This is a genomic window from Sedimentibacter acidaminivorans, from assembly GCF_017873955.1.
Classification (GTDB): Bacteria; Bacillota; Clostridia; order Tissierellales; family Sedimentibacteraceae; genus Sedimentibacter; species Sedimentibacter acidaminivorans.
Genome location: NZ_JAGGKS010000009.1, coordinates 157,070 through 175,691, shown reverse-complemented (window position 1 = coordinate 175,691; position 18,622 = coordinate 157,070). Strand labels below are relative to the sequence as shown.

The 18,622-nt window shown below is 30.3% G+C and carries 18 protein-coding genes and 2 riboswitches; of the genes, 11 read left to right on the top strand and 7 right to left on the bottom strand.

Annotated features, from left to right (window positions below; translation table 11 throughout):
- The first annotated feature begins 9 nt into the window (after window positions 1-9).
- The 7 genes from J2Z76_RS14345 to J2Z76_RS14315 all read left to right on the top strand — a co-directional run bounded on the left by J2Z76_RS14345 (window position 10) and on the right by J2Z76_RS14315 (window position 9,014).
- Window positions 10-1,392, top strand: a complete 1,383-nt coding sequence (locus J2Z76_RS14345; protein WP_209512764.1) for a hypothetical protein — start codon at window positions 10-12, stop codon at window positions 1,390-1,392.
- A 5-nt stretch (window positions 1,393-1,397) separates the two neighbouring features.
- Window positions 1,398-2,231 (top strand): two-component system regulatory protein YycI, encoded by an 834-nt coding sequence (locus tag J2Z76_RS14340; RefSeq protein WP_209512763.1) that lies wholly within the window; start codon window positions 1,398-1,400, stop codon window positions 2,229-2,231.
- Window positions 2,232-2,427: 196 nt separating this feature from the next.
- Window positions 2,428-3,693 (top strand): UDP-N-acetylglucosamine 1-carboxyvinyltransferase, encoded by a 1,266-nt coding sequence (locus J2Z76_RS14335; RefSeq protein ID WP_209512762.1) that lies wholly within the window; start codon window positions 2,428-2,430, stop codon window positions 3,691-3,693.
- Between the two features lie 30 nt (window positions 3,694-3,723).
- Window positions 3,724-5,082 (top strand): transglutaminase-like domain-containing protein, encoded by a 1,359-nt coding sequence (locus tag J2Z76_RS14330; RefSeq protein WP_209512761.1) that lies wholly within the window; start codon window positions 3,724-3,726, stop codon window positions 5,080-5,082.
- 724 nt (window positions 5,083-5,806) lie between these two features.
- Entirely contained in the window at window positions 5,807-6,847 is a 1,041-nt protein-coding gene (locus J2Z76_RS14325) for a glycine betaine ABC transporter substrate-binding protein (protein ID WP_209512760.1), read from the top strand.
- Between the two features lie 32 nt (window positions 6,848-6,879).
- Complete coding sequence (locus tag J2Z76_RS14320; protein WP_209512759.1) at window positions 6,880-7,746, top strand: ABC transporter permease; 867 nt, start codon at window positions 6,880-6,882, stop codon at window positions 7,744-7,746.
- A complete protein-coding gene (locus tag J2Z76_RS14315) occupies window positions 7,746-9,014 on the top strand; it encodes a quaternary amine ABC transporter ATP-binding protein (RefSeq protein WP_209512758.1) in 1,269 nt (422 codons plus the stop codon). Before J2Z76_RS14320 ends, J2Z76_RS14315 begins: the two co-directional genes overlap by 1 nt.
- Window positions 9,015-9,104: 90 nt before the next feature.
- On the opposite strand, the gene J2Z76_RS14310 is transcribed toward J2Z76_RS14315, so the two are convergent.
- From J2Z76_RS14310 to J2Z76_RS14280, 7 genes are all read right to left on the bottom strand, one after another.
- Entirely contained in the window at window positions 9,105-9,776 is a 672-nt protein-coding gene (locus J2Z76_RS14310; RefSeq protein WP_209512757.1) for a YczE/YyaS/YitT family protein, read from the bottom strand.
- A 142-nt stretch (window positions 9,777-9,918) separates the two neighbouring features.
- Window positions 9,919-10,497, bottom strand: a complete 579-nt coding sequence (locus J2Z76_RS14305; protein ID WP_209512756.1) for a dipicolinate synthase subunit B — start codon at window positions 10,495-10,497, stop codon at window positions 9,919-9,921.
- A gap of 1 nt (window position 10,498) precedes the next feature.
- Window positions 10,499-11,389 carry a dipicolinate synthase subunit DpsA gene (dpsA, locus tag J2Z76_RS14300; protein WP_209512755.1) on the bottom strand — a complete coding sequence of 297 codons (891 nt, stop codon included), beginning with the start codon at window positions 11,387-11,389 and terminating at the stop codon, window positions 10,499-10,501.
- Window positions 11,390-11,572: 183 nt separating this feature from the next.
- On the bottom strand, window positions 11,573-12,313 hold the full coding sequence (locus tag J2Z76_RS14295; protein ID WP_209512754.1) for an ABC transporter ATP-binding protein: 741 nt from the start codon (window positions 12,311-12,313) through the stop codon (window positions 11,573-11,575).
- Window positions 12,314-12,337: 24 nt separating this feature from the next.
- Window positions 12,338-13,339, bottom strand: coding sequence for an ABC transporter substrate-binding protein (locus J2Z76_RS14290; protein WP_209512753.1), 1,002 nt, complete (start codon window positions 13,337-13,339; stop codon window positions 12,338-12,340).
- Window positions 13,340-13,361: 22 nt separating this feature from the next.
- Window positions 13,362-14,138: an ABC transporter permease gene (locus tag J2Z76_RS14285; RefSeq protein ID WP_209512752.1), complete on the bottom strand. Its 777-nt coding sequence runs from the start codon at window positions 14,136-14,138 to the stop codon at window positions 13,362-13,364.
- Entirely contained in the window at window positions 14,107-14,403 is a 297-nt protein-coding gene (locus J2Z76_RS14280) for a thiamine-binding protein (RefSeq protein ID WP_209512751.1), read from the bottom strand. Before J2Z76_RS14280 ends, J2Z76_RS14285 begins: the two co-directional genes overlap by 32 nt.
- 82 nt (window positions 14,404-14,485) lie before the next feature.
- Window positions 14,486-14,616, bottom strand: a riboswitch (TPP riboswitch).
- A gap of 276 nt (window positions 14,617-14,892) precedes the next feature.
- A riboswitch (FMN riboswitch) is annotated at window positions 14,893-15,010 on the top strand.
- Between the two features lie 88 nt (window positions 15,011-15,098).
- On the opposite strand from J2Z76_RS14280, the gene ribD reads away from it, so the two are divergent.
- From ribD to ribH, 4 genes are read left to right on the top strand one after another with little or no spacing between them, the layout of a single operon-like run.
- The gene (gene ribD / locus J2Z76_RS14275; protein WP_209512750.1) at window positions 15,099-16,202 is read left to right on the top strand and encodes a bifunctional diaminohydroxyphosphoribosylaminopyrimidine deaminase/5-amino-6-(5-phosphoribosylamino)uracil reductase RibD; all 1,104 of its coding nucleotides are present in this window, start codon (window positions 15,099-15,101) and stop codon (window positions 16,200-16,202) included.
- 1 nt (window position 16,203) lies between these two features.
- Window positions 16,204-16,848, top strand: a complete 645-nt coding sequence (locus tag J2Z76_RS14270; RefSeq protein WP_209512749.1) for a riboflavin synthase — start codon at window positions 16,204-16,206, stop codon at window positions 16,846-16,848.
- A 19-nt stretch (window positions 16,849-16,867) separates the two neighbouring features.
- The gene (locus tag J2Z76_RS14265; RefSeq protein ID WP_209512748.1) at window positions 16,868-18,073 is read left to right on the top strand and encodes a bifunctional 3,4-dihydroxy-2-butanone-4-phosphate synthase/GTP cyclohydrolase II; all 1,206 of its coding nucleotides are present in this window, start codon (window positions 16,868-16,870) and stop codon (window positions 18,071-18,073) included.
- The gene (ribH, locus tag J2Z76_RS14260) at window positions 18,074-18,541 is read left to right on the top strand and encodes a 6,7-dimethyl-8-ribityllumazine synthase (protein WP_209512747.1); all 468 of its coding nucleotides are present in this window, start codon (window positions 18,074-18,076) and stop codon (window positions 18,539-18,541) included.
- The last annotated feature ends 81 nt before the right edge of the window (window positions 18,542-18,622 follow it).

The following is an 18,622-nucleotide window of genomic DNA, read 5'->3' as shown; positions in this document are numbered from 1 at the left end:
GGTATATTTATGATACATCAAAAAATAAAAAATTTAATACTAATAATAATGGTAGTGGCTTGTGTTTATTTAGGTAGTTATGTATGGCTTCAGTTACCAGATTTTTTGATGTATGACTTTAATGAAGAGGACAATATAAAAGAAGAAGTTATACCTAAAACTAATGTGTGGAATGTTATTAAGCCATTTAAAAATATTATCAAATATAAAGATAATTATACTGTTTTATACTCGGATGATAAATATAATCTGTGGTTGAAAGCGATAGATATAGTTACCAGTGGATTTGTAAATTACAATGGTAGTGTTGGTATTAATTCATCAGTAGCTTTTCCAACGCAATATCTTAAATTTGATTTTCCAATAAATATACCTATAGAAGTTTTTACAGACCAAATGAAAATAGAGAACAATAAGTTAAATGAAGATATAAAGTATATTAAAAATATAATTATTGATTTGGATAATAAAAATTCCATATATATTTATAATGGCGAAGTTACAATTAAAATAGAAAATGATAAAATTAATACTGAAAATATATTTAGTATAATAGAGAAAATAGATTATAGTAAATTTACAAAATATTCGTTTGAAGAAAGAATAGATGATGAAAAAATACAAATACCTGTACCATTGGAAATGACTGCTCTTAATCCAGTTTTTGTTCAATCTGAATTAGATGTCTTTGATACAGTTTATATTAACAAAATTGCTAAAGATTATTTTAAAAATAACTATGAATATGTAAGAAAATCAGTTGAGGTTAATGGAAATTTAGTTTATGTTTATAGAACGGAAAAGGTATTGAAAATTAATGCAGAAGGACAATTAGATTTTTATGATTCAAACTTAGAATTTAATAATAATCATGATATACATAAAAGTCTTATAACAGCTATTGACTTTACAGAAAACTTTTTAGGATTTCCAAAAGATGGATACCTGAGCAATATAGAAAGTATTCAAATAGAAGGTAACTATGGATATAGATTTATTTTTTCTTATAAAATTTTAGATAGACCTATAATGTTCAGTAGAGTAAGAGATAATGCAGCATTACAAATTGATGTTATAGGAGATAGTGTTGTTTCATATAATCGTTTTATTAGAAATATAGATGAAAACCAAAGGGCATATATGCAAAACTATGAAATTATATCAGCAACAGAGGTAATAAGTAAGAATATGCAAAGTAATGAAATTGATGATATGGAGCTGAAACCGTTGAAATCAGAAAAAATAAAAGATATAAGTAATATTTATCTTGGCTATTTTGATCTATCTAGAGTTCAAAAAGAGCAAGTGTTAAGAGTTGTGTGGGTAATTGAAGTAGGGGACAAAAGTTATATATTTAATGCAATAACAGGTGCATTAATTGAAGAGTGGTGATAAGAATGGATTGGAATAGGTCTAATACAATACTTATAATAGCATTTATAATCTTAAATATTTTTCTTTTGATTTCAACATTTAGTAATGTTTTTACAGAGAATTTTAATGTTTATTTAGACAAAGATTTTCTTGAAGATGTTGAAAGTTTATTAAAAAGTAAAAATATAAATATTAATTGTGAAATCCCAGAAGAAATATATGTACTTCCAGTTTTAGACACTGATTATGAAATGATTGAAGTTAATAATGCTTTGGTACAGAAATATTTGGGCAAAAGTGTAGAAGCGAAAGAAGATGTATATAGTTATACAAATGATAAGAATGAAATTTTAGAAATAATAGATGGAAAGAAAATAAAATTTACAAAAAGAAATTTGATTAAAGGAAAAATTAATGATACTGAGTTAATTAATAATAGTATTAAAGCATTTATTACGGAAAATGATATAAATGATTCAGGATTTACAGAATCATACAAATATATTTCTGAAAATGGTAGTTATGTTACTTATACACAAAATTATAATGATAATAGCTTAGATAATTCTTATATGAAGTTTTTGTTTGACAAAGAAGGGATGTATGAGTTTGAGATGCAGAAAATTAATGCAGTAATAGAAATAAAAGATAAAATAAGAACAATTTCAGCTATTGAGGCCTTACCTAGGCTTATGACATATGATGATATTAAAGATAAGAATATTGTTAGTATAAAAATGAAGTATTATAGTATAGAGAATGGCAATTGGAAGTATATAAAGAAAATCAATGCAGATCCAACTTGGAAAGTTATTTTTAGTGATGGTTCTCAAAAATACTTATCAAGTTTTGACTAAAATCGAAAAAATAATATTTTTGAGTTATTATAATTTAATTTAGTTGAAAATAAGTTGAAAATAGTATATTATTGTATGGTAGAATTATATTTGCTGTAGTGGGATACAATGTATCCCACCAAAGTACAATAGCTGAGAAAATATTATTTTGGTAAATATTATTATAAAAACTGATTATTATTGAAAGGATATACATATGTCAAAGTTTGTGATAGAGGGTGGAACAAAACTAAAAGGTAAAGTAAATATAGGTGGATTTAAAAATGCAGCAGTTGCAATAATTCCTGCTACAATTTTATGTCAAGGTAAATGTATTATTCAAAATGTACCAAGAATTAATGATGTTAATGTTTTAGAAGAAATTTTGACTGAAATAGGTGCAGATGTAGAATTTTTAGATGACATGTCCATGTCAATCGATGCAACAGATTTGCATAGTTGCTATTTGAAAAATGGTCTATCAAAGAAAATAAGAGCTTCATATTATTTGCTTGGTGCCGGTTTAGGAAGATTTAAGAAGGCATCAACTTTATTGCCTGGTGGTTGTGCTATTGGAGAAAGACCTATAGATCAACATATAAAAGGTTTTGAAGCTTTAGGAGCAAAAGTTGATATAACGCCAGAAGGAAGAATAAATGTACAAGCTGACAAATTGATTGGGAATAGAATTTATTTAGATGTAGTTAGTGTTGGAGCAACAATTAATATTATGTTAGCTGCTATATATGCTGAAGGGAAAACAGTTATTGAAAATGCAGCTAAGGAGCCACATATTGTTGATACTGCTAATTTTTTGAACTCAATGGGTGCAGATGTTAAAGGTGCAGGTACAGATGTTATAAAGATAAATGGAGTAAAGGAACTTTCTGGTTGCACATACAGAGTTATTCCCGATCAAATAGAAGCAGGAACATATATGATAGCAGCTGCTGCGACTAAGGGAGATATAATAATTGATGATATAATTCCAAAACATTTAGAGCCTGTTACTGCAAAGCTAAAGGAAATGGGGATGGGCATAGAAGAGTATGGAGATTCTATGAGGATTTTTTATGAAAGAGAATTAGAACCTGTAAACATTCAAACATTGCCATATCCTGGTTTTCCTACAGATTTACAGCAACCAATGACTGTTTTGTTATCATCTTTAAATGGTGAAAGTATTGTTGTAGAAGGTGTATCGGAAGATAGATTTAAGTATGTTAATGAAATAAAAAAGATGGGTGCAAATATAGATTTTACAAAAAAACATGCTAAAATTGAAGGAACAAATAAATTAATGGGGACTGTTGTACAAGCAACAGACCTAAGAGCAGGAGCAGCACTTATTATTGCAGGATTAGTAGCTGAAGGGTTAACAGAAATAACAGACATTTATCATATAGATAGAGGATATGAGCATATTGAAAATAAATTCATGAATTTAGGTGCTAAAATAAGAAGAGTAAAAGAAGAAATATAAGACTAATATTATATAAACAGGGGTGATTGTATGTATAATGATTTGGAATATTTAAAGGTTAGTTTGCCAGAGGATATTTTGAAATTGAAATCTAATGGCGATTTTATTGGTACAATAAGGTTAATAGACCTTAAACTCAAAAAAGAAATTCCATTTGCTCTAAGAAAACGATTAGAAATTGAAAAAAATATTATTAAAGTTATTCAGAGAGAGTATCCATACTCTTTTGAAGAAGCATTAAGCATAATGCAATCTAATGTAAAAAATTTCGCTAAAGATGAACTTATTACTTTGCAAGAAGAGAGTGCGGCGGATTGGATTTTAGTTAATGGAAAGGTTTATTTCAACGAGAGTTTTTATGGAAACTTATTAAAAACAAGACCTGATATTGTTAAAAGATTAGTTGACAAAGATGCTCGATTAGCTAATGAAGAAAGAGAACAACTTTTGATTGATAATATAAAGATGATGAAGGAAAAAGGTGAAGTATCTTATTTTATACATTTAAGAACTTCGTTAAAGATTAAAAAAGAATATTCAAGGGTAAATGAAAATATTAAAGTTCACCTACCTTTACCAATAGGTTATAGACAGGTAAAAAATATAAATATATTAAAAACTCAAGCTAAATATATTTCATCTCATGATTACCCACAAAGAACAGCATTTTTTGAAGAAAAATTAAGAGATGATCATGAATTTTCAGTAGAATATACATATGAAAACTATTTGAAATATGTTAACTTAGATGAATCTAAAGTTAATGAAATTCAACCAAGTTTTGATACAGAGGAACATGCACCACATATTATGTTTACTCCGTATATAAAAGAGTTAGCCAAGGAATTAATTGGGGATGAAACAAACCCATTAATAAAGGCAAGAAAAATTTATGACTTTATAACTACAAAAATAATGTATTCATATATGAGGAAATATTTTACTATTACTAATATACCAGAATATGCAGCTTTAAACTTAAAGGGTGACTGTGGAGTTCAAGCTCTGTTGTTTATAACTTTGTGCAGGTATGTTGGGATCCCAGCTAGATGGCAATCGGGATTATATGTTACTCCATATTATGTGGGCTGCCATGATTGGGCAGAATTTTACATAGAACCATATGGATGGTTGTTTGCAGATCCTTCATTTGGAGGAAGTGCATATAGAAGGGGTGACAAGGAAAGTTGGAATTTTTATTTTGGAAACTTAGACCCATTTAGAATGCCAGCTGCTTCTGAATTTCAACATGAATTCGATCCACCAAAAAAACATCTTAGATATGACCCATATGACAATCAGGTAGGAGAATGCGAATATGATGACTACGGATTGTTGAGAGAAGATTTCAAAGTAAAATTAGAACTAATTGATATGCATCAGATTTAAATAAAAATTATATCAAACCTCCAAATTTTAATCATAATTTGGAGGTTTTTATATAATTATATCTACAAAAATATTATAAGAATAAAGGTCAAATTAAAAATAAAATATTAATTAGTTTCAATAATTAATGAAATTATTTAAATACATTGCGGTGAATAAAAATAAAAATATGCATAAAAAAATAATGGCATATATTTTTGCTTGTGTTTTGACATATAATTAACAAGTTAACGGATAATAAAAATTGGCTTAAAATGCACATTACTAATTTAGACAAGATTGGACATAACTAAGTTTTAGTTGACAAGCATAAATATTGTGTTATAATTAATTGTACAGTTTATACAATTTGTATATAGCTTAATAATCGACCTATATATTTAATATATCATAGCTATCAAATATACTTTGACCTTTATTCTTGTTAATTAAAAGGTAGTGAACAAGTATATTAAGATATTCTTAAAACCTTATTTATTACATTAATTATAAATTATTAATGTATCACAAATTCTATTTTATTAAACAGTGATAAAATAAAAAGATAAGCAAAACATATTACTAAATATGTTTATTGTCTTTTAATAATTACGACTAAATGTAAAAAATAAAATGTTTGTTTATACAAGCAAATGTTTTCGTTTAACAAGCCCATTAATTGGGATTATTGTTAACCTTTTCTTGGTTTCGATAATAAAAATAAATAAAACTAATGGAGGAAAGTATGAAAAAAGTATTAGCATTACTAATGGTACTTGTTATTTCTGTGTTTATGTTTACAGGCTGTTCAAAAGAGACAGCTACAGAGCAACCAGATGGACAAGCAAATGAACAACAAAAAGAGGAGAATAAGGACCCTGTAAATATTATTGCAACAGGTAATGGTTGGGATAGCCAAATGTTACATAATGAAATAGCTAAATTAATAGTTGAAAATGCTTATGAAGGATATACGTTTGAGACTTCAACAGGTTCATCTACTATGAACTGGCAGGCATTAGTATCGGGCGATATTGATATTGATATTGAAAGTTGGACAGACAATGTTGTTAGTTATCCTGATGATTTAGCTAATGGAGATGTTGTTGATATAGGAGTTTTAGTTCCGGATAGCAACCAGGGAGTATATGTTCCTAGATATGTTATTGAAGGAGATGCTGAACGTGGTATAGAGCCAATGGCTCCAGATTTAAAAACAGTTGAAGATTTAAAAAAATATGCAGATCTTTTTCCAGATGACGAAGATGAATCAATGGGACGTATCTATGGTGGAATTCCAGGCTGGATGGCAGATGAAATTCTTTACAAAAAATATGAATACTATGGTTTAGATGAAATGTACAAATACACAAGATTAGGTAGTGAAGCTACTTTATTTGCATCATTAGTATCAGCATATAATTTAGGCGAACCATGGGTTGGGTATTGCTATGAACCAACTTGGGTTAGTGGTAAATTGGATATAGTATTGCTTGAGGATGCACCTTATGATCCAGATTTATATATTGAAGGAAAATGTGCATATCCATCACAGGAACTTAAAATTGTAACTAGCAGGAATTTTGCTGAAAAGGCACCTGAATTGCTTGAGTTTTTTACAAAATACAAAACTGGGAGTGCTGTAATAAGTGAGGCATTAGCATATCTTGATGAAACAAAAGCTACTCATGAAGAAGCCGCAAAATGGTTATTGAAGGAACATGACAATTTATTAGATGAATGGTTACCAAAAGATAAAGCAGATAAAGTTCGTGCAATACTTTAGTCTAACTATTCATGAAAGGAGATTTGACATAATTGGATAATTACATTTTTTCGTTTCCAGAATCATGGCAATTTAATTTGGGATCGACAATAGATGATGCGGTTAAACTATTTAGTAGAAATAACCGTGAAATACTTAGTGCAATTAAATCTGTCATTATAGACTCCATTAAAGGAATCAATTGGTTATTAACCATGATTCCTTGGTTTATACTAGTGTTGATAATTGCATATTTGGGGTATCGAATAAGTAAAAAAGTATATGTGGGACTAATGTTCGGGGCTATGCTTATTTTCATAGGAAGCAGTGGACTGTGGACACACATGATTGCAACACTAAGCATTGTAATTGCTTCTGTAACTTTATCATTAGCAATTGGTTTTCCACTAGGAATATTTATTGCTATGAGTAAACGTGCAGAAAAAGTTATTAGGCCAATATTAGATTTAATGCAAACAATGCCTACTTTTGTATATTTGGTGCCAGCAGTTATTTTATTTAGTACAGGATCAACCCCCGCATTATTAGCAACTACTATATATTCAGTAGTACCAATGGTTAGAATGACAAGTCATGGTATAATGCACGTAGATCCAGAAGTAAAGGAAGCTGCTATAGCTTTTGGCTCTACAAGGATGCAAGCTCTTGTAAAAGTTCAAATTCCTCAAGCGATACCTACTATTATGACAGGCGTAAATCAAACCATTATGATGGCAATGTCTATGGTTGTTACATGTGCTTTAATAGGTGCAGAAGGATTAGGATTAGAAATATTACTTGCAACAAATAGAGTAGAAATGGGTAAAGCACTGTTGCCAGGCGTTGCAATAGTTATGGTTGCAATAATACTCGACCGCCTTACACAAGGATTAATTAAGAATAGTGAGGTGATTGAATAATGGAAAACAAACAAGCTAAGGATATTAATGAAACTAATAAAATAAATTCTTTAAGTGAAGATATAAATATTAATAATGTTGTTGAAGCTAGAGATGCAGAAAATATAATAGAAGTAAGTAATGTATCTAAGTTATATGGAATGAATAAAAAAGAAGCTACTAAAATGATGAAAGAAGGCGCTGAAAAAGAAGAGGTACTAAAGAAAACAGGTGTTACAATAGCACTTTGGGATGTATCTATGAAAATTAAGCGTGGTGAAATTTTCGTTATAATAGGGTTATCTGGATCGGGAAAATCTACATTGGTTAGATGTTTTAATCGTCTTTTAAAACCAACATCAGGCAAAATAACTTACGAGAATAAAGAAGTAGAAAAGCTTGATAAAAAAGAGTTGTTAGAGTTTAGGAGAAATAAAATATCAATGGTATTTCAGAATTTTGGCTTAATGTCTCACAGAAGTGTAATGGACAATGTAGCATATGGATTAGAGGTTAAAGGTGTACCTAAAGATGAAAGACAAAAAAAGGCCACGGATATGACAAAACTTGTAGGTCTTGAAGGCTGGGAAAACAATTTGATTACAAGCCTTTCAGGTGGTATGAAACAAAGAGTTGGACTAGCTAGAGCATTAGCAAATGATCCGGAAGTATTATTAATGGATGAACCCTTCTCTGCTCTTGACCCACTAGTAAGAAAGGATATGCAGTTTGAATTATTATCTATTCAGCGAAAATTAGAAAAAACCGTAATATTTATTACACACGATATTAATGAAGCATTTAAGCTTGGTGATACCGTAGCAATAATGAGGGATGGTAAGGTTATTCAAATAGATACACCAGAAAACATGTCTGCAAATCCAGCTGATGACTATGTCAAGAGATTTATTGATAGTGCAGATAAAACAAGAGTATTAAGTGTTAAGCATATTATGATTACACCATCATGCCTTGTACGAGAAAAGGATTCAGCCATTAATGCAATACGTGAAATGAGACAAAATTCTGTATCTAGCGCATATGCGGTAGATGGTAAGATGAGATTTAAGGGTGTTATCACAATTGATTCAGCAATCAAAGCAAATAAAGAAAATTTACCTTTGTTTGATTTTATAATTGGTGATACTGTAACTACAACTGAGGATACTTTAATTAATGATGTTTTACCACTTGCAGTGGAAGCTAGTTTTCCAATTGCTGTCGTAAATGATGATAATGTACTAAGAGGAATTGTAACTAAAACATCTGTGCTTTCTTCTATGGTATAGATTGAGTAAGTAATGCGTATAAAAGGCTATACATTTATTTTAAATGTATAGCCTTTTATAATTGATGAAATATTCAATATTGGATATATATTATTTAGGTTCAACTTTACATAAATATAATTTAAAATTTATTGCTGTTTGAAATATACTTTCATGAACTATAGATTTAACATCAAAATTTAATAACTTAAAAGTAGTTTGAATGATAAAACCCATTCCAAAAACTGCAATGACTGTTCCTAATCCGACTTTAGCGCCTAGAAACCATCCTATTAGAAGAACAGTTCCTTCTATTCCTCCACGTATAGCACCAATTGGAATACTTGTAAACTTTTTGCTAAGTCCAACCATCAGTGAATCTCTAGGGCCACAACCAAAACCTGTACTTATATAGAAGTACGATGCTAAACTAACAACAAATTGTCCGCATAAGAGCATTAATATCCCTAGAAAAAAATTGGTCATGTAAGGTATTAAATTTGAGTACTGTAGTATATCTACAAATACACCTATAAGTACAGTGTTTAAAATAGTGCCTATACCGATTTTTTCTTTTAAAAATTTCACAACGATAAACAGAATTAAGATGCCGGTGATAATGCTAACTATTCCATATGACATACCAGATACACGAGATACACCAATTGTGAAGGCATCCCATGGTGCAAGACCAATATTTGCATTGATGCTGAATACCAATCCAAGAGCATAAAGAAATAATCCAAGTATTAATTTAATGGTTCTTGCAAAAAAATCATTCAAAATATACCCCCTAATTTCAACTGCTATCTAGCTATGATTATATAGTATATTAATAAAATAAACAATAGAATATTTGGGAAAACAGTAAAATCACTGTAAACTCAATAATTGAATTACAGCGATTACTTAAAATATGCGTATACTAACAAATAACAGGTTGAATCTGTTTACCTTCTAAAGCCATTTCTAATGTTGGAACGATTTTATCAATATTAGCTACCATTGAATTAGGTTTTGTTTTGTAGTTATCTTGCCCAAATGGAACAAAAAAAATATTTTTTGTATTGTAGAGGTTAGCTATATTTTTAAAATTCAATCCAAGTGCATCATTTGTTGAAATAGAAATTATAACAGGCTTATTGACTCTAAGGTGAGATTTGGCCGCCATTAAAACAGGGGTATCAGTTATTCCACTACTTAGCTTTGCCATTGTGTTACCAGTACAGGGCGCTATTAAAAAAATATCAAACATATTATTTGGACCTATTGGTTCTGCATCTTCAATTGTAGTAATTAATTTATTTCTTGTAATATCAAATATTATTTCAATAAAATCTTTTGCATCTCCAAATCTACTGTCAATAGACTTTGCATTGCTAGATAAAACTGGATATACATTTGCTCCTTGTTCAACTAATTTTACAATTTGGGGTATTATTTTATCAAAAGTACAAAAGGAACCAGTAATACCAATTCCTATATTTTTACCTGATAATATCAATTTAATCTTTCCTTTCTTTTAAGATTGGCAAAATAACATCTGCTAAAATTTCAGCAGAAGACTTTGGTGATATTTTACCTGGAATACCTAAGCATAAATGTGCATTTAAATTAAGATTTTTTGCTGTTTCATAATCAACTCCACCAGGTTGGGATGCAATATCTATAATTGTAGTTTCGGGAGATATAGATAAAAGCAGTTTTTCATCCAAGATAAGAGAGGGTACTGTATTGAAAATAAAATTAAAATTTTTGATTTCTGATTTTATCTTATAAAGTTTTATGCCTTCGATGCAATTAGTATATGCTTCTACTAATGCATTTTTTTTTCTAGCGGCAACTGTGACGTTAACCCCAATTGCTTGTAATTTTGATGCTAATACTTTTCCGCATTTGCCATAACCTAAAACTAAAGCATTACTATTGTGAAGATTAATGCTACTTTTATATATTGCCTCTGCTATAGTACCTTCTGCTGTTGCGATTGCATTTAGTAGTGCAATATCTTCGTTTTTCATTAAATCAAAGTAGGGGATGTTCTCATTTGAGCAGATATCAATAACTTCATTATAAATATTACCTCCAATTAAATAATGATCATGTTGTAGGTTTTTTAAAAATGCTTCTACAGATAACTTATTATTATCATTAGAAGTATTATTTTCTAGACCAGTAATATAAATTTTATCTCTTGAAAAAGGAATAGGTGAAATAATTGTATTGCTTGATGACATTGCTTGTTCGTAAGAGCTTGTAAAGTTTAGGTTAAAGTTCGGAATAATATAATTTAGTCCAAAAGTGATTATCTTATAACCGTTTTTTTCTAAAATATAAGCTAAATAAATTTGTCTTAGATCACCGCCGATTATGGCAGCATCATATTGAAAATGCATGAGGCCTCCTTTTGCTTTACAATTTTCTTGTATTTTATGTAGAATTTTGATAAAGGTTACCGTTGCTTATAATGATAATTACTTTATGCTCTAATTATTAGGTCAATTTACATTATGTGATATATTGGTATAATTAAAAAGCAGTAAAGATATACTCCATATCTTTACTGCTTTTTAGTTGTTTTATTGTTCTAATACTTTTAAAATATGTCTTTTATAGTTCATAAACTCTTCGCTTACAATAAAATCTTTATTTCTAGGTTTTGATTCTTTAATTTTAATTTCATCTACTATTTTCCCAGGTTTTCCAGACAAAATGTAAATTCGATCTGATAATAAAATAGCTTCATCAATATCATGAGTAATGAATAGCGTTGAAAGCTTAATTTGTTCCATTATATCTAAATACCACTGGTGCATACTACTTTTTGTAATTGTATCAAGCGCACTAAATGGTTCATCTAGCAATGCGACTTTGTTTGAAAATAAATATGTTCTAAGTAATGCTGCCCTTTGCCTCATTCCACCTGATAATTGATGAGGGTACTTCTTGTTAGTTCCAGATAAACCAAACTCATCAAAGTATTTCGAAGCAGTTTCTCTTGCTGTCTGTTTTTTCATTCCTTTAATTAATAAAGGAAGAGAAACATTATCTATAATTGTTTTAAAAGGTAGAAGCAAATCTTTTTGAAGCATGTAACTGGTTTTTCCAGCTTGACCAGTAATATTTTCTCCATCTAATATAACATTTCCAGTATCAGGAACTAATAAACCTGAAATAACATTGAATAATGTAGTTTTTCCACCACCGCTTATACCTAAAAGGCATACAATTTCATATTTATTTAATTCAATAGAAATATCTTCTATAATTTTTATTCCATCATAGCTGACAGTGATATTATTAGCGGTTAGCTTTTTCATATATAAATCCTTTCAATTTTAAAATTATTCTGATAAAAATTCGTTAGTAAAGCCTGTTCCAGCAGGTATTTCCTTTTCTATCAAACCATTTTCAAACAACCAAGCATAGAAAGCATCCCATCTAGCTGGGTCAATGTAACCCCATTGTTCAACCTCTGCTTTATATTGTCCTGCTAACCAGTTTTGACTAGCTTTTACAAGCTTTTCGTCCAATTCAGGCACTTCTTCCAACAATATGTCAGCTGCTTCATCAGGATTTTCTATGGCATATTCATAACCTTGTTTTATTGCATTTAATACTTTTTTAGCTTGGTCTGGATTGTTTTTAAGATAATCATTATTTGCTATAATAACTGGATTATAGTAGTCGAGTTCTTTGCCAAAGTCTGCAAAATTTAAATAGTTTGTATCAAGATTTGCAACTTCTGTTGCAATTCCGTCCCAAGCATAGTATACCCAAACTGATTCTATATCTGTTTGAAGCGCAGTTACTACATCAGTTACTGTATTTGGAATTAATTTAATATCATCAAAACTTCCACCATCATCTTCCACAATCTTTTTTATAATTGCAAGCTCAATTGGTGAATCCCATGTAGCATATGAGTGACCAGCTAATTTAGATGGAGTATCAATACCGGTATCTTTTAAAGATACTATTCCAGAAGTATTGTGTTGAATAATAGTTGCTACAGTTGTAACTGGCATAGGATTATCAGATGCAAAAGCAGGTGCTAATGTATCTTGAAAACTAATACCAAACTCTGCTCCACCAGATCCAATTAAAGATGTCGTACTTCCTTCTGGTGGCTGCATAATTTCTACTTCAAATCCTGCTGTATCAAAGAATCCTTTTGCTTGTGCAACATATAATCCAGTATGGTTTGTATTAGGGGTCCAGTCAAGAACAATTCGTACTTTTTCCTTATTATCAGAAGTTCCAGTTGAACCTTGATTATTTTCTTTTCCTGAGCATGATGTTAATGCTAAAACAGCTATTAACAATATACATATTATCTTTTTCATTAATTTAATACCTCTTTTTTTCTTAATTTTTTATAGATTCTTTTCTTTCCCATGGCATTGTTGATTTTTGTATAAATGTTACAGCTAAAACTAATAATAAACTAATTAGCGAAATAAAAAATATTACAGCAAACATTTTATCAAACGAATAGGATTTTCTCACTCTTGTCATGTAAACACCTAGTCCACTAAAACCACCCAGCCATTCTGCAACTACTGCACCAATTACAGAATAAGATACCGAAATTCTTAGTCCTGCAAAAAAATGACTCAAAGAGCTTGGAAGTTTAATGTGAAAAAAACGTTGCATTCTATTTGCACCCATTGATCGCATGAGATTTAGGGCATCATTATCGGTGGAACGGAATCCATCTAATAGTCCAATTGTAATTGGGAAAAATGATGTAATGACAATTAACGTAATTTTAGGAAGTATTCCATACCCCATCCAAAGCACTAATAGGGGAGCAATTGCTACTGTAGGAACTGTTTGTGTAATAACTAGAACTGGATAGATTGCTCTATAGGCAACCTGAAATCTGTCCATAATTACTGCTACAATAAATCCAAACAATATACCAATTGATAATCCTAAGAAAGCTTCTGAAAGTGTTGTTTTTGCATGGGACATTAGAAGTCCAAAATCATTAATGAATGCCATTACTACATCAGCTGGAGATGGAAGCATAAATTTTGGAACTATTCCAGTTGATGAAAGTATCTGCCACACAATTAATATTATTGATATCGCTAATATCGGCGATATTTTATTTATGATGTTTTGTAACTTTTTTGTCAATTGTAAGTACACCGCCCTCTGGTGCAAAGCTAATTTTTACATAAGAAGCTACTTTTGGACAACCAGCTTTAATTGCTATATAATGACAATTTTTAACTACTTCCATTAATTCTTCGTAATCTCCCTCAATAGCTGTTTCGCATGGACCTACATAATATGTAAATCCTGTGCTTTTGATATAATTAATTACCTCATCAACGATTTTTATAACTTCCTCATCTGTACTAACATGTGGTAAAACTTGAATTGCTACATTTGCATTCATTTTATTTCCTCCTTTTTTAATAAAAAATACCTCTCCAATTACCGGAGAGGTATGTGTATGTACATTTGCTAAAAGGCCCTGCAAGCAATTATATATACATCCCTACGCCAGCATTATCTGGATCAGGTGCAAAGCAGTTTTCACCGCTTCAGGGTTTAAAACATTACATAGTTTCCTCTCAGCCTAACTCATTAGGCACCCCTAGTCCACTTAAATATAGTACAATAGAATAGTATTGTCAAGTATAAAATTTGAATTATTTGTATTTTCTTGAGATTAGTTGTTTGATTATTTAAAAATGTGGTATAATTTAATTATGGGAAAGGGTGAAGAATCAAAGAAAAGTAGATATTTATATAAGAAGTTAAGCAAAATTAATGTTAGTATATAATATTAGTTACGTTTTATATGTTTAAATTGAGTTTATGAAATAGTTTAAAAAAATATTTGACTTTTATTTTAAGAAGTATTATACTTACATAAAATTGAATAAATCTTCAGGGCAGGGTGAAATTCCCGACCGGTGGTAAAGTCCACGAACCACAATTGTGGTTGACTTGGTGTAATTCCAAGACCGACAGTAAAGTCTGGATGGGAGAAGAAATTAACAAATGATTTAGTATATTTGTTATATTGAATAGTAATAGGTTCTGAAGTTTTATTTCAGAACCTATTTTTGTTTTACGGAGGTAAATATGGATAATGTTTATATGAAAAGAGCTTTGGATTTATCTTTGAATGGCATTGGAAAAACAAGCCCAAACCCTTTGGTTGGAGCTGTTATAGTTAAAGATGGAAAAATAATTGGGGAAGGATACCATGAATATTATGGAGGTCCACATGCAGAAGTAAATGCAATTAAAAGTGCAAAGGAGGATGTCGAAGGTGCTACTATATACGTGACTTTAGAGCCTTGTTCACATTATGGGAAAACACCTCCTTGTGTAGATTTATTAGTGAGTAAAAAAATATCTAAAGTTGTAATTTCTATGATAGATCCCAATCCTAAAGTTGCAGGCAAAGGAATAGAAATTCTTAGGAAGAACGGAATAGAAGTTGTTATAGGTATCCTTGAAAAAGAAGCAAGAAAAGTAAATGAAATTTTCTTAAAGTATATAAGAGATAAAAAACCATTTTGTATACTTAAAACAGCAATGACCATTGATGGAAAAATTGCCACAAAAACTGGCGAATCAATGTGGATAACTAATGAAAAATCTAGAAGTTATGTGCATGAATTAAGAAATCAAGTTTCGGGAATAATGGTAGGAGTTAACACAATAATATCTGATAATCCATCATTGACAACTAGATTAGAACATGGCGGGATAGATGCTACAAGAATTATTGTGGATTCATCTTTGAGAATACCATTAAAATCAAAAGTATTAAATATAAATTCACCTAAGAACACAATTATAGCAACTACTAAGAATGCAGATAGTAAAAAAATAGAGAAATTAAAAAATATTGAAGGTGTAGAAGTAGTTGTAGCGCCTATGAAAGAATATAGAGTAGATCTCAAATATCTATTTGATTATTTAGGGCAAAAATGTATAGACAGCGTGCTGGTCGAAGGTGGGTCAACATTAAACTTTTCTGTTGTCAAGGAATGTCTTGTAGACAAGGTTATTACATTTTTAGCACCAAAGATTATAGGTGGAAAAGATGCGAAAACTTCTATTGGAGGAGATGGATTTGAAAGACTTACCGATGCAGTTATATTACATGATATTCAAATAAGTAATTTTGACGAAGATATTATGATAGAAGCATATACCAGAGAGGAGATGAGTTAATATGTTTACGGGATTAGTAGAAGAAATAGGGACAATGGAAGGATCAGTTAATGGAGAAAAATCCATGAAACTTACTTTGAAAGCTAGTAAGATTCTTGAAAATATAAAGATAGGTGACAGCATTAGTACCAATGGTGTTTGTTTAACTGTTACAAGTTTCACTAACAATACTTTTACAGTTGACGTTATGCCTGAGACAATGCGAAAAACAAATCTTGGAAAGTTAAGACCAGGTAGTTTAGTTAATCTTGAAAGAGCTCTGAAAGTAAATGATAGACTTGGAGGTCATATTGTTTCCGGACATGTTGATGGAACAGGTGTTATAAGAGATTTTAAAGTTGAAGATAATGCAACATGGGTAATTATTGAAACTAATGTAGAAGTTATAAAATATATTATACCAAAAGGCTCAATTGCAATTGATGGCACAAGTTTAACAGTTGTTGAAGTAGTTGATAATTTTTTAAGAGTTTCAATAATTCCAATAACAAAAGAAGAGACAATTTTATTAAAGAAAAAAGTTGGAGATGAAGTAAATCTGGAATGTGACATTGTAGGAAAGTATATTGAAAGATTTTTAACCTTTAAAGAAGTTAAGGAAGATACAATTAATATGAATTTTTTAGAAGAAAATGGTTTTTTATAAAGACATCTAGGAGGATGAAATGTTTAATATAATTGATGAAGCGATAGGTGATTTAAGAGAAGGAAAAATGATAATAGTGGTAGACGATGAAGATAGGGAAAATGAAGGCGATTTGCTTATGGCAGCAGAAAAGGTTACACCTGAAGCAATAAACTTTATGGCTAAGTATGGTAGAGGTCTTATTTGTGTCCCTATGTTGAAAGAAAGATTAGATGAATTAAACATAAGTAATATGGTATATAAAAATACTGATCCCAAAAATACAGCATTTACTGTGTCTGTTGACTCAGTAAGGTCTACTACAGGAATTTCCGCTTTTGAAAGAGCAGAAACAATCAAACATCTATTAGAAAAAGATGCAAAGGAAAATGACTTTAATAGACCTGGGCATATTTTCCCCCTTGTAGCAAAGGATGGTGGAGTTTTAGAGAGAACGGGTCATACTGAAGCTTCTGTAGATCTTGCAAGATTGGCTGGATTTTGTCCAGCTGGTGTAATATGTGAAATAATGAATGAAGACGGAACGATGGCTAGAGTACCGAATTTAATCAATTATGCTAAAAAACATAACCTTAAGATGATAACTATTAAAGATTTAGTTGAATATAAGAGAAAAAAGGAAGTTCTCGTTGAAAGAGCAGCTACTGCCGAATTACCTACTAAATATGGTGATTTTAAAATTGTTGGATATGTAAATAAATTGAATGGTGAACATCATGTTGCACTAGTTAAAGGTGATATTGCTACTGATGAACCTGTATTGGTTCGTGTACATTCTGAGTGTTTAACTGGAGATGCTTTTGGTTCTTCAAGATGTGATTGTGGAGAGCAATTTGCCGAAGCTGTTAAGAGAATTCAAAAAGAAGGTCGTGGAGTGCTTTTGTATATGAGACAAGAAGGAAGAGGGATAGGTTTAATTAATAAAATAAAAGCTTATGCTCTCCAAGATAAAGGACTTGATACAGTGGAAGCAAATATTGCGTTAGGGTTTAAAGATGATTTAAGAGATTATGGGATTGGTGCACAAATACTTTATGATCTTGGATTAAGAAAAGTAAAATTATTGACAAATAACCCGAAGAAGATAATAGGATTATCTGGTTTTGGGATTGATATTGTAGACAAAGAAAATATTCAATTAAATCATAATGAAAAAAATGAATTTTACCTAAGAACTAAAAAAGAGAAGATGGGACATGAATTGAAATTTAAGGAGGACAAATAAATGAGAATTTATGAAGGTAAATTAGTATCAAATAATAAAAAATATGGGATAGTTGTTGGTAGATTTAATGAATTTATTGGTGGAAAGCTTCTTTCAGGGGCATTAGATGCATTAAAAAGGCATGGTGTATCAGAAGATGATATAGAAATTTCATGGGTTCCAGGTGCTTTTGAAATACCTTTGATTGCAAAAACAATGGTTGGTTTAAATAAATATAGTGCAGTAATCTGTGTAGGAGCTGTAATCAAAGGTTCAACTCCTCATTTTGATTATGTTTCAAGTGAAGTAACAAAAGGTATAGCTCATGTTTCGCTAGAATCGGGCATACCTGTTATATTTGGAGTATTAACAACTGATACGATTGAACAAGCAATTGAAAGAGCTGGTACAAAAGCAGGGAACAAAGGATATGATGCAGCTTGTACAGCAATTGAGATGGTAAACTTAATTAGCGAACTTAAAAGATAAAAGGGTATTTAAGGATTGACTATTTGAATGTGATGAACTATTTTACAACTTCAAATTCACAAAGTTGTGACGACATAGAAT

Bases quoted from the DNA above. Each gene is read 5' to 3' on its own strand.
- J2Z76_RS14345 (WP_209512764.1), top strand. From the start codon at position 10: ATGATACATCAAAAAATAAAAAATTTAATACTAATAATAATGGTAGTG.
- J2Z76_RS14340 (WP_209512763.1), top strand. From the start codon at position 1,398: ATGGATTGGAATAGGTCTAATACAATACTTATAATAGCATTTATAATC.
- J2Z76_RS14335 (WP_209512762.1), top strand. From the start codon at position 2,428: ATGTCAAAGTTTGTGATAGAGGGTGGAACAAAACTAAAAGGTAAAGTA.
- J2Z76_RS14330 (WP_209512761.1), top strand. From the start codon at position 3,724: ATGTATAATGATTTGGAATATTTAAAGGTTAGTTTGCCAGAGGATATT.
- J2Z76_RS14325 (WP_209512760.1), top strand. From the start codon at position 5,807: ATGAAAAAAGTATTAGCATTACTAATGGTACTTGTTATTTCTGTGTTT.
- J2Z76_RS14315 (WP_209512758.1), top strand. From the start codon at position 7,746: ATGGAAAACAAACAAGCTAAGGATATTAATGAAACTAATAAAATAAAT.
- dpsA (WP_209512755.1), bottom strand. From the start codon at position 11,389: ATGCATTTTCAATATGATGCTGCCATAATCGGCGGTGATCTAAGACAA.
- J2Z76_RS14295 (WP_209512754.1), bottom strand. From the start codon at position 12,313: ATGAAAAAGCTAACCGCTAATAATATCACTGTCAGCTATGATGGAATA.
- J2Z76_RS14290 (WP_209512753.1), bottom strand. From the start codon at position 13,339: ATGAAAAAGATAATATGTATATTGTTAATAGCTGTTTTAGCATTAACA.
- J2Z76_RS14280 (WP_209512751.1), bottom strand. From the start codon at position 14,403: ATGAATGCAAATGTAGCAATTCAAGTTTTACCACATGTTAGTACAGAT.
- ribD (WP_209512750.1), top strand. From the start codon at position 15,099: ATGGATAATGTTTATATGAAAAGAGCTTTGGATTTATCTTTGAATGGC.
- J2Z76_RS14270 (WP_209512749.1), top strand. From the start codon at position 16,204: ATGTTTACGGGATTAGTAGAAGAAATAGGGACAATGGAAGGATCAGTT.
- J2Z76_RS14265 (WP_209512748.1), top strand. From the start codon at position 16,868: ATGTTTAATATAATTGATGAAGCGATAGGTGATTTAAGAGAAGGAAAA.
- ribH (WP_209512747.1), top strand. From the start codon at position 18,074: ATGAGAATTTATGAAGGTAAATTAGTATCAAATAATAAAAAATATGGG.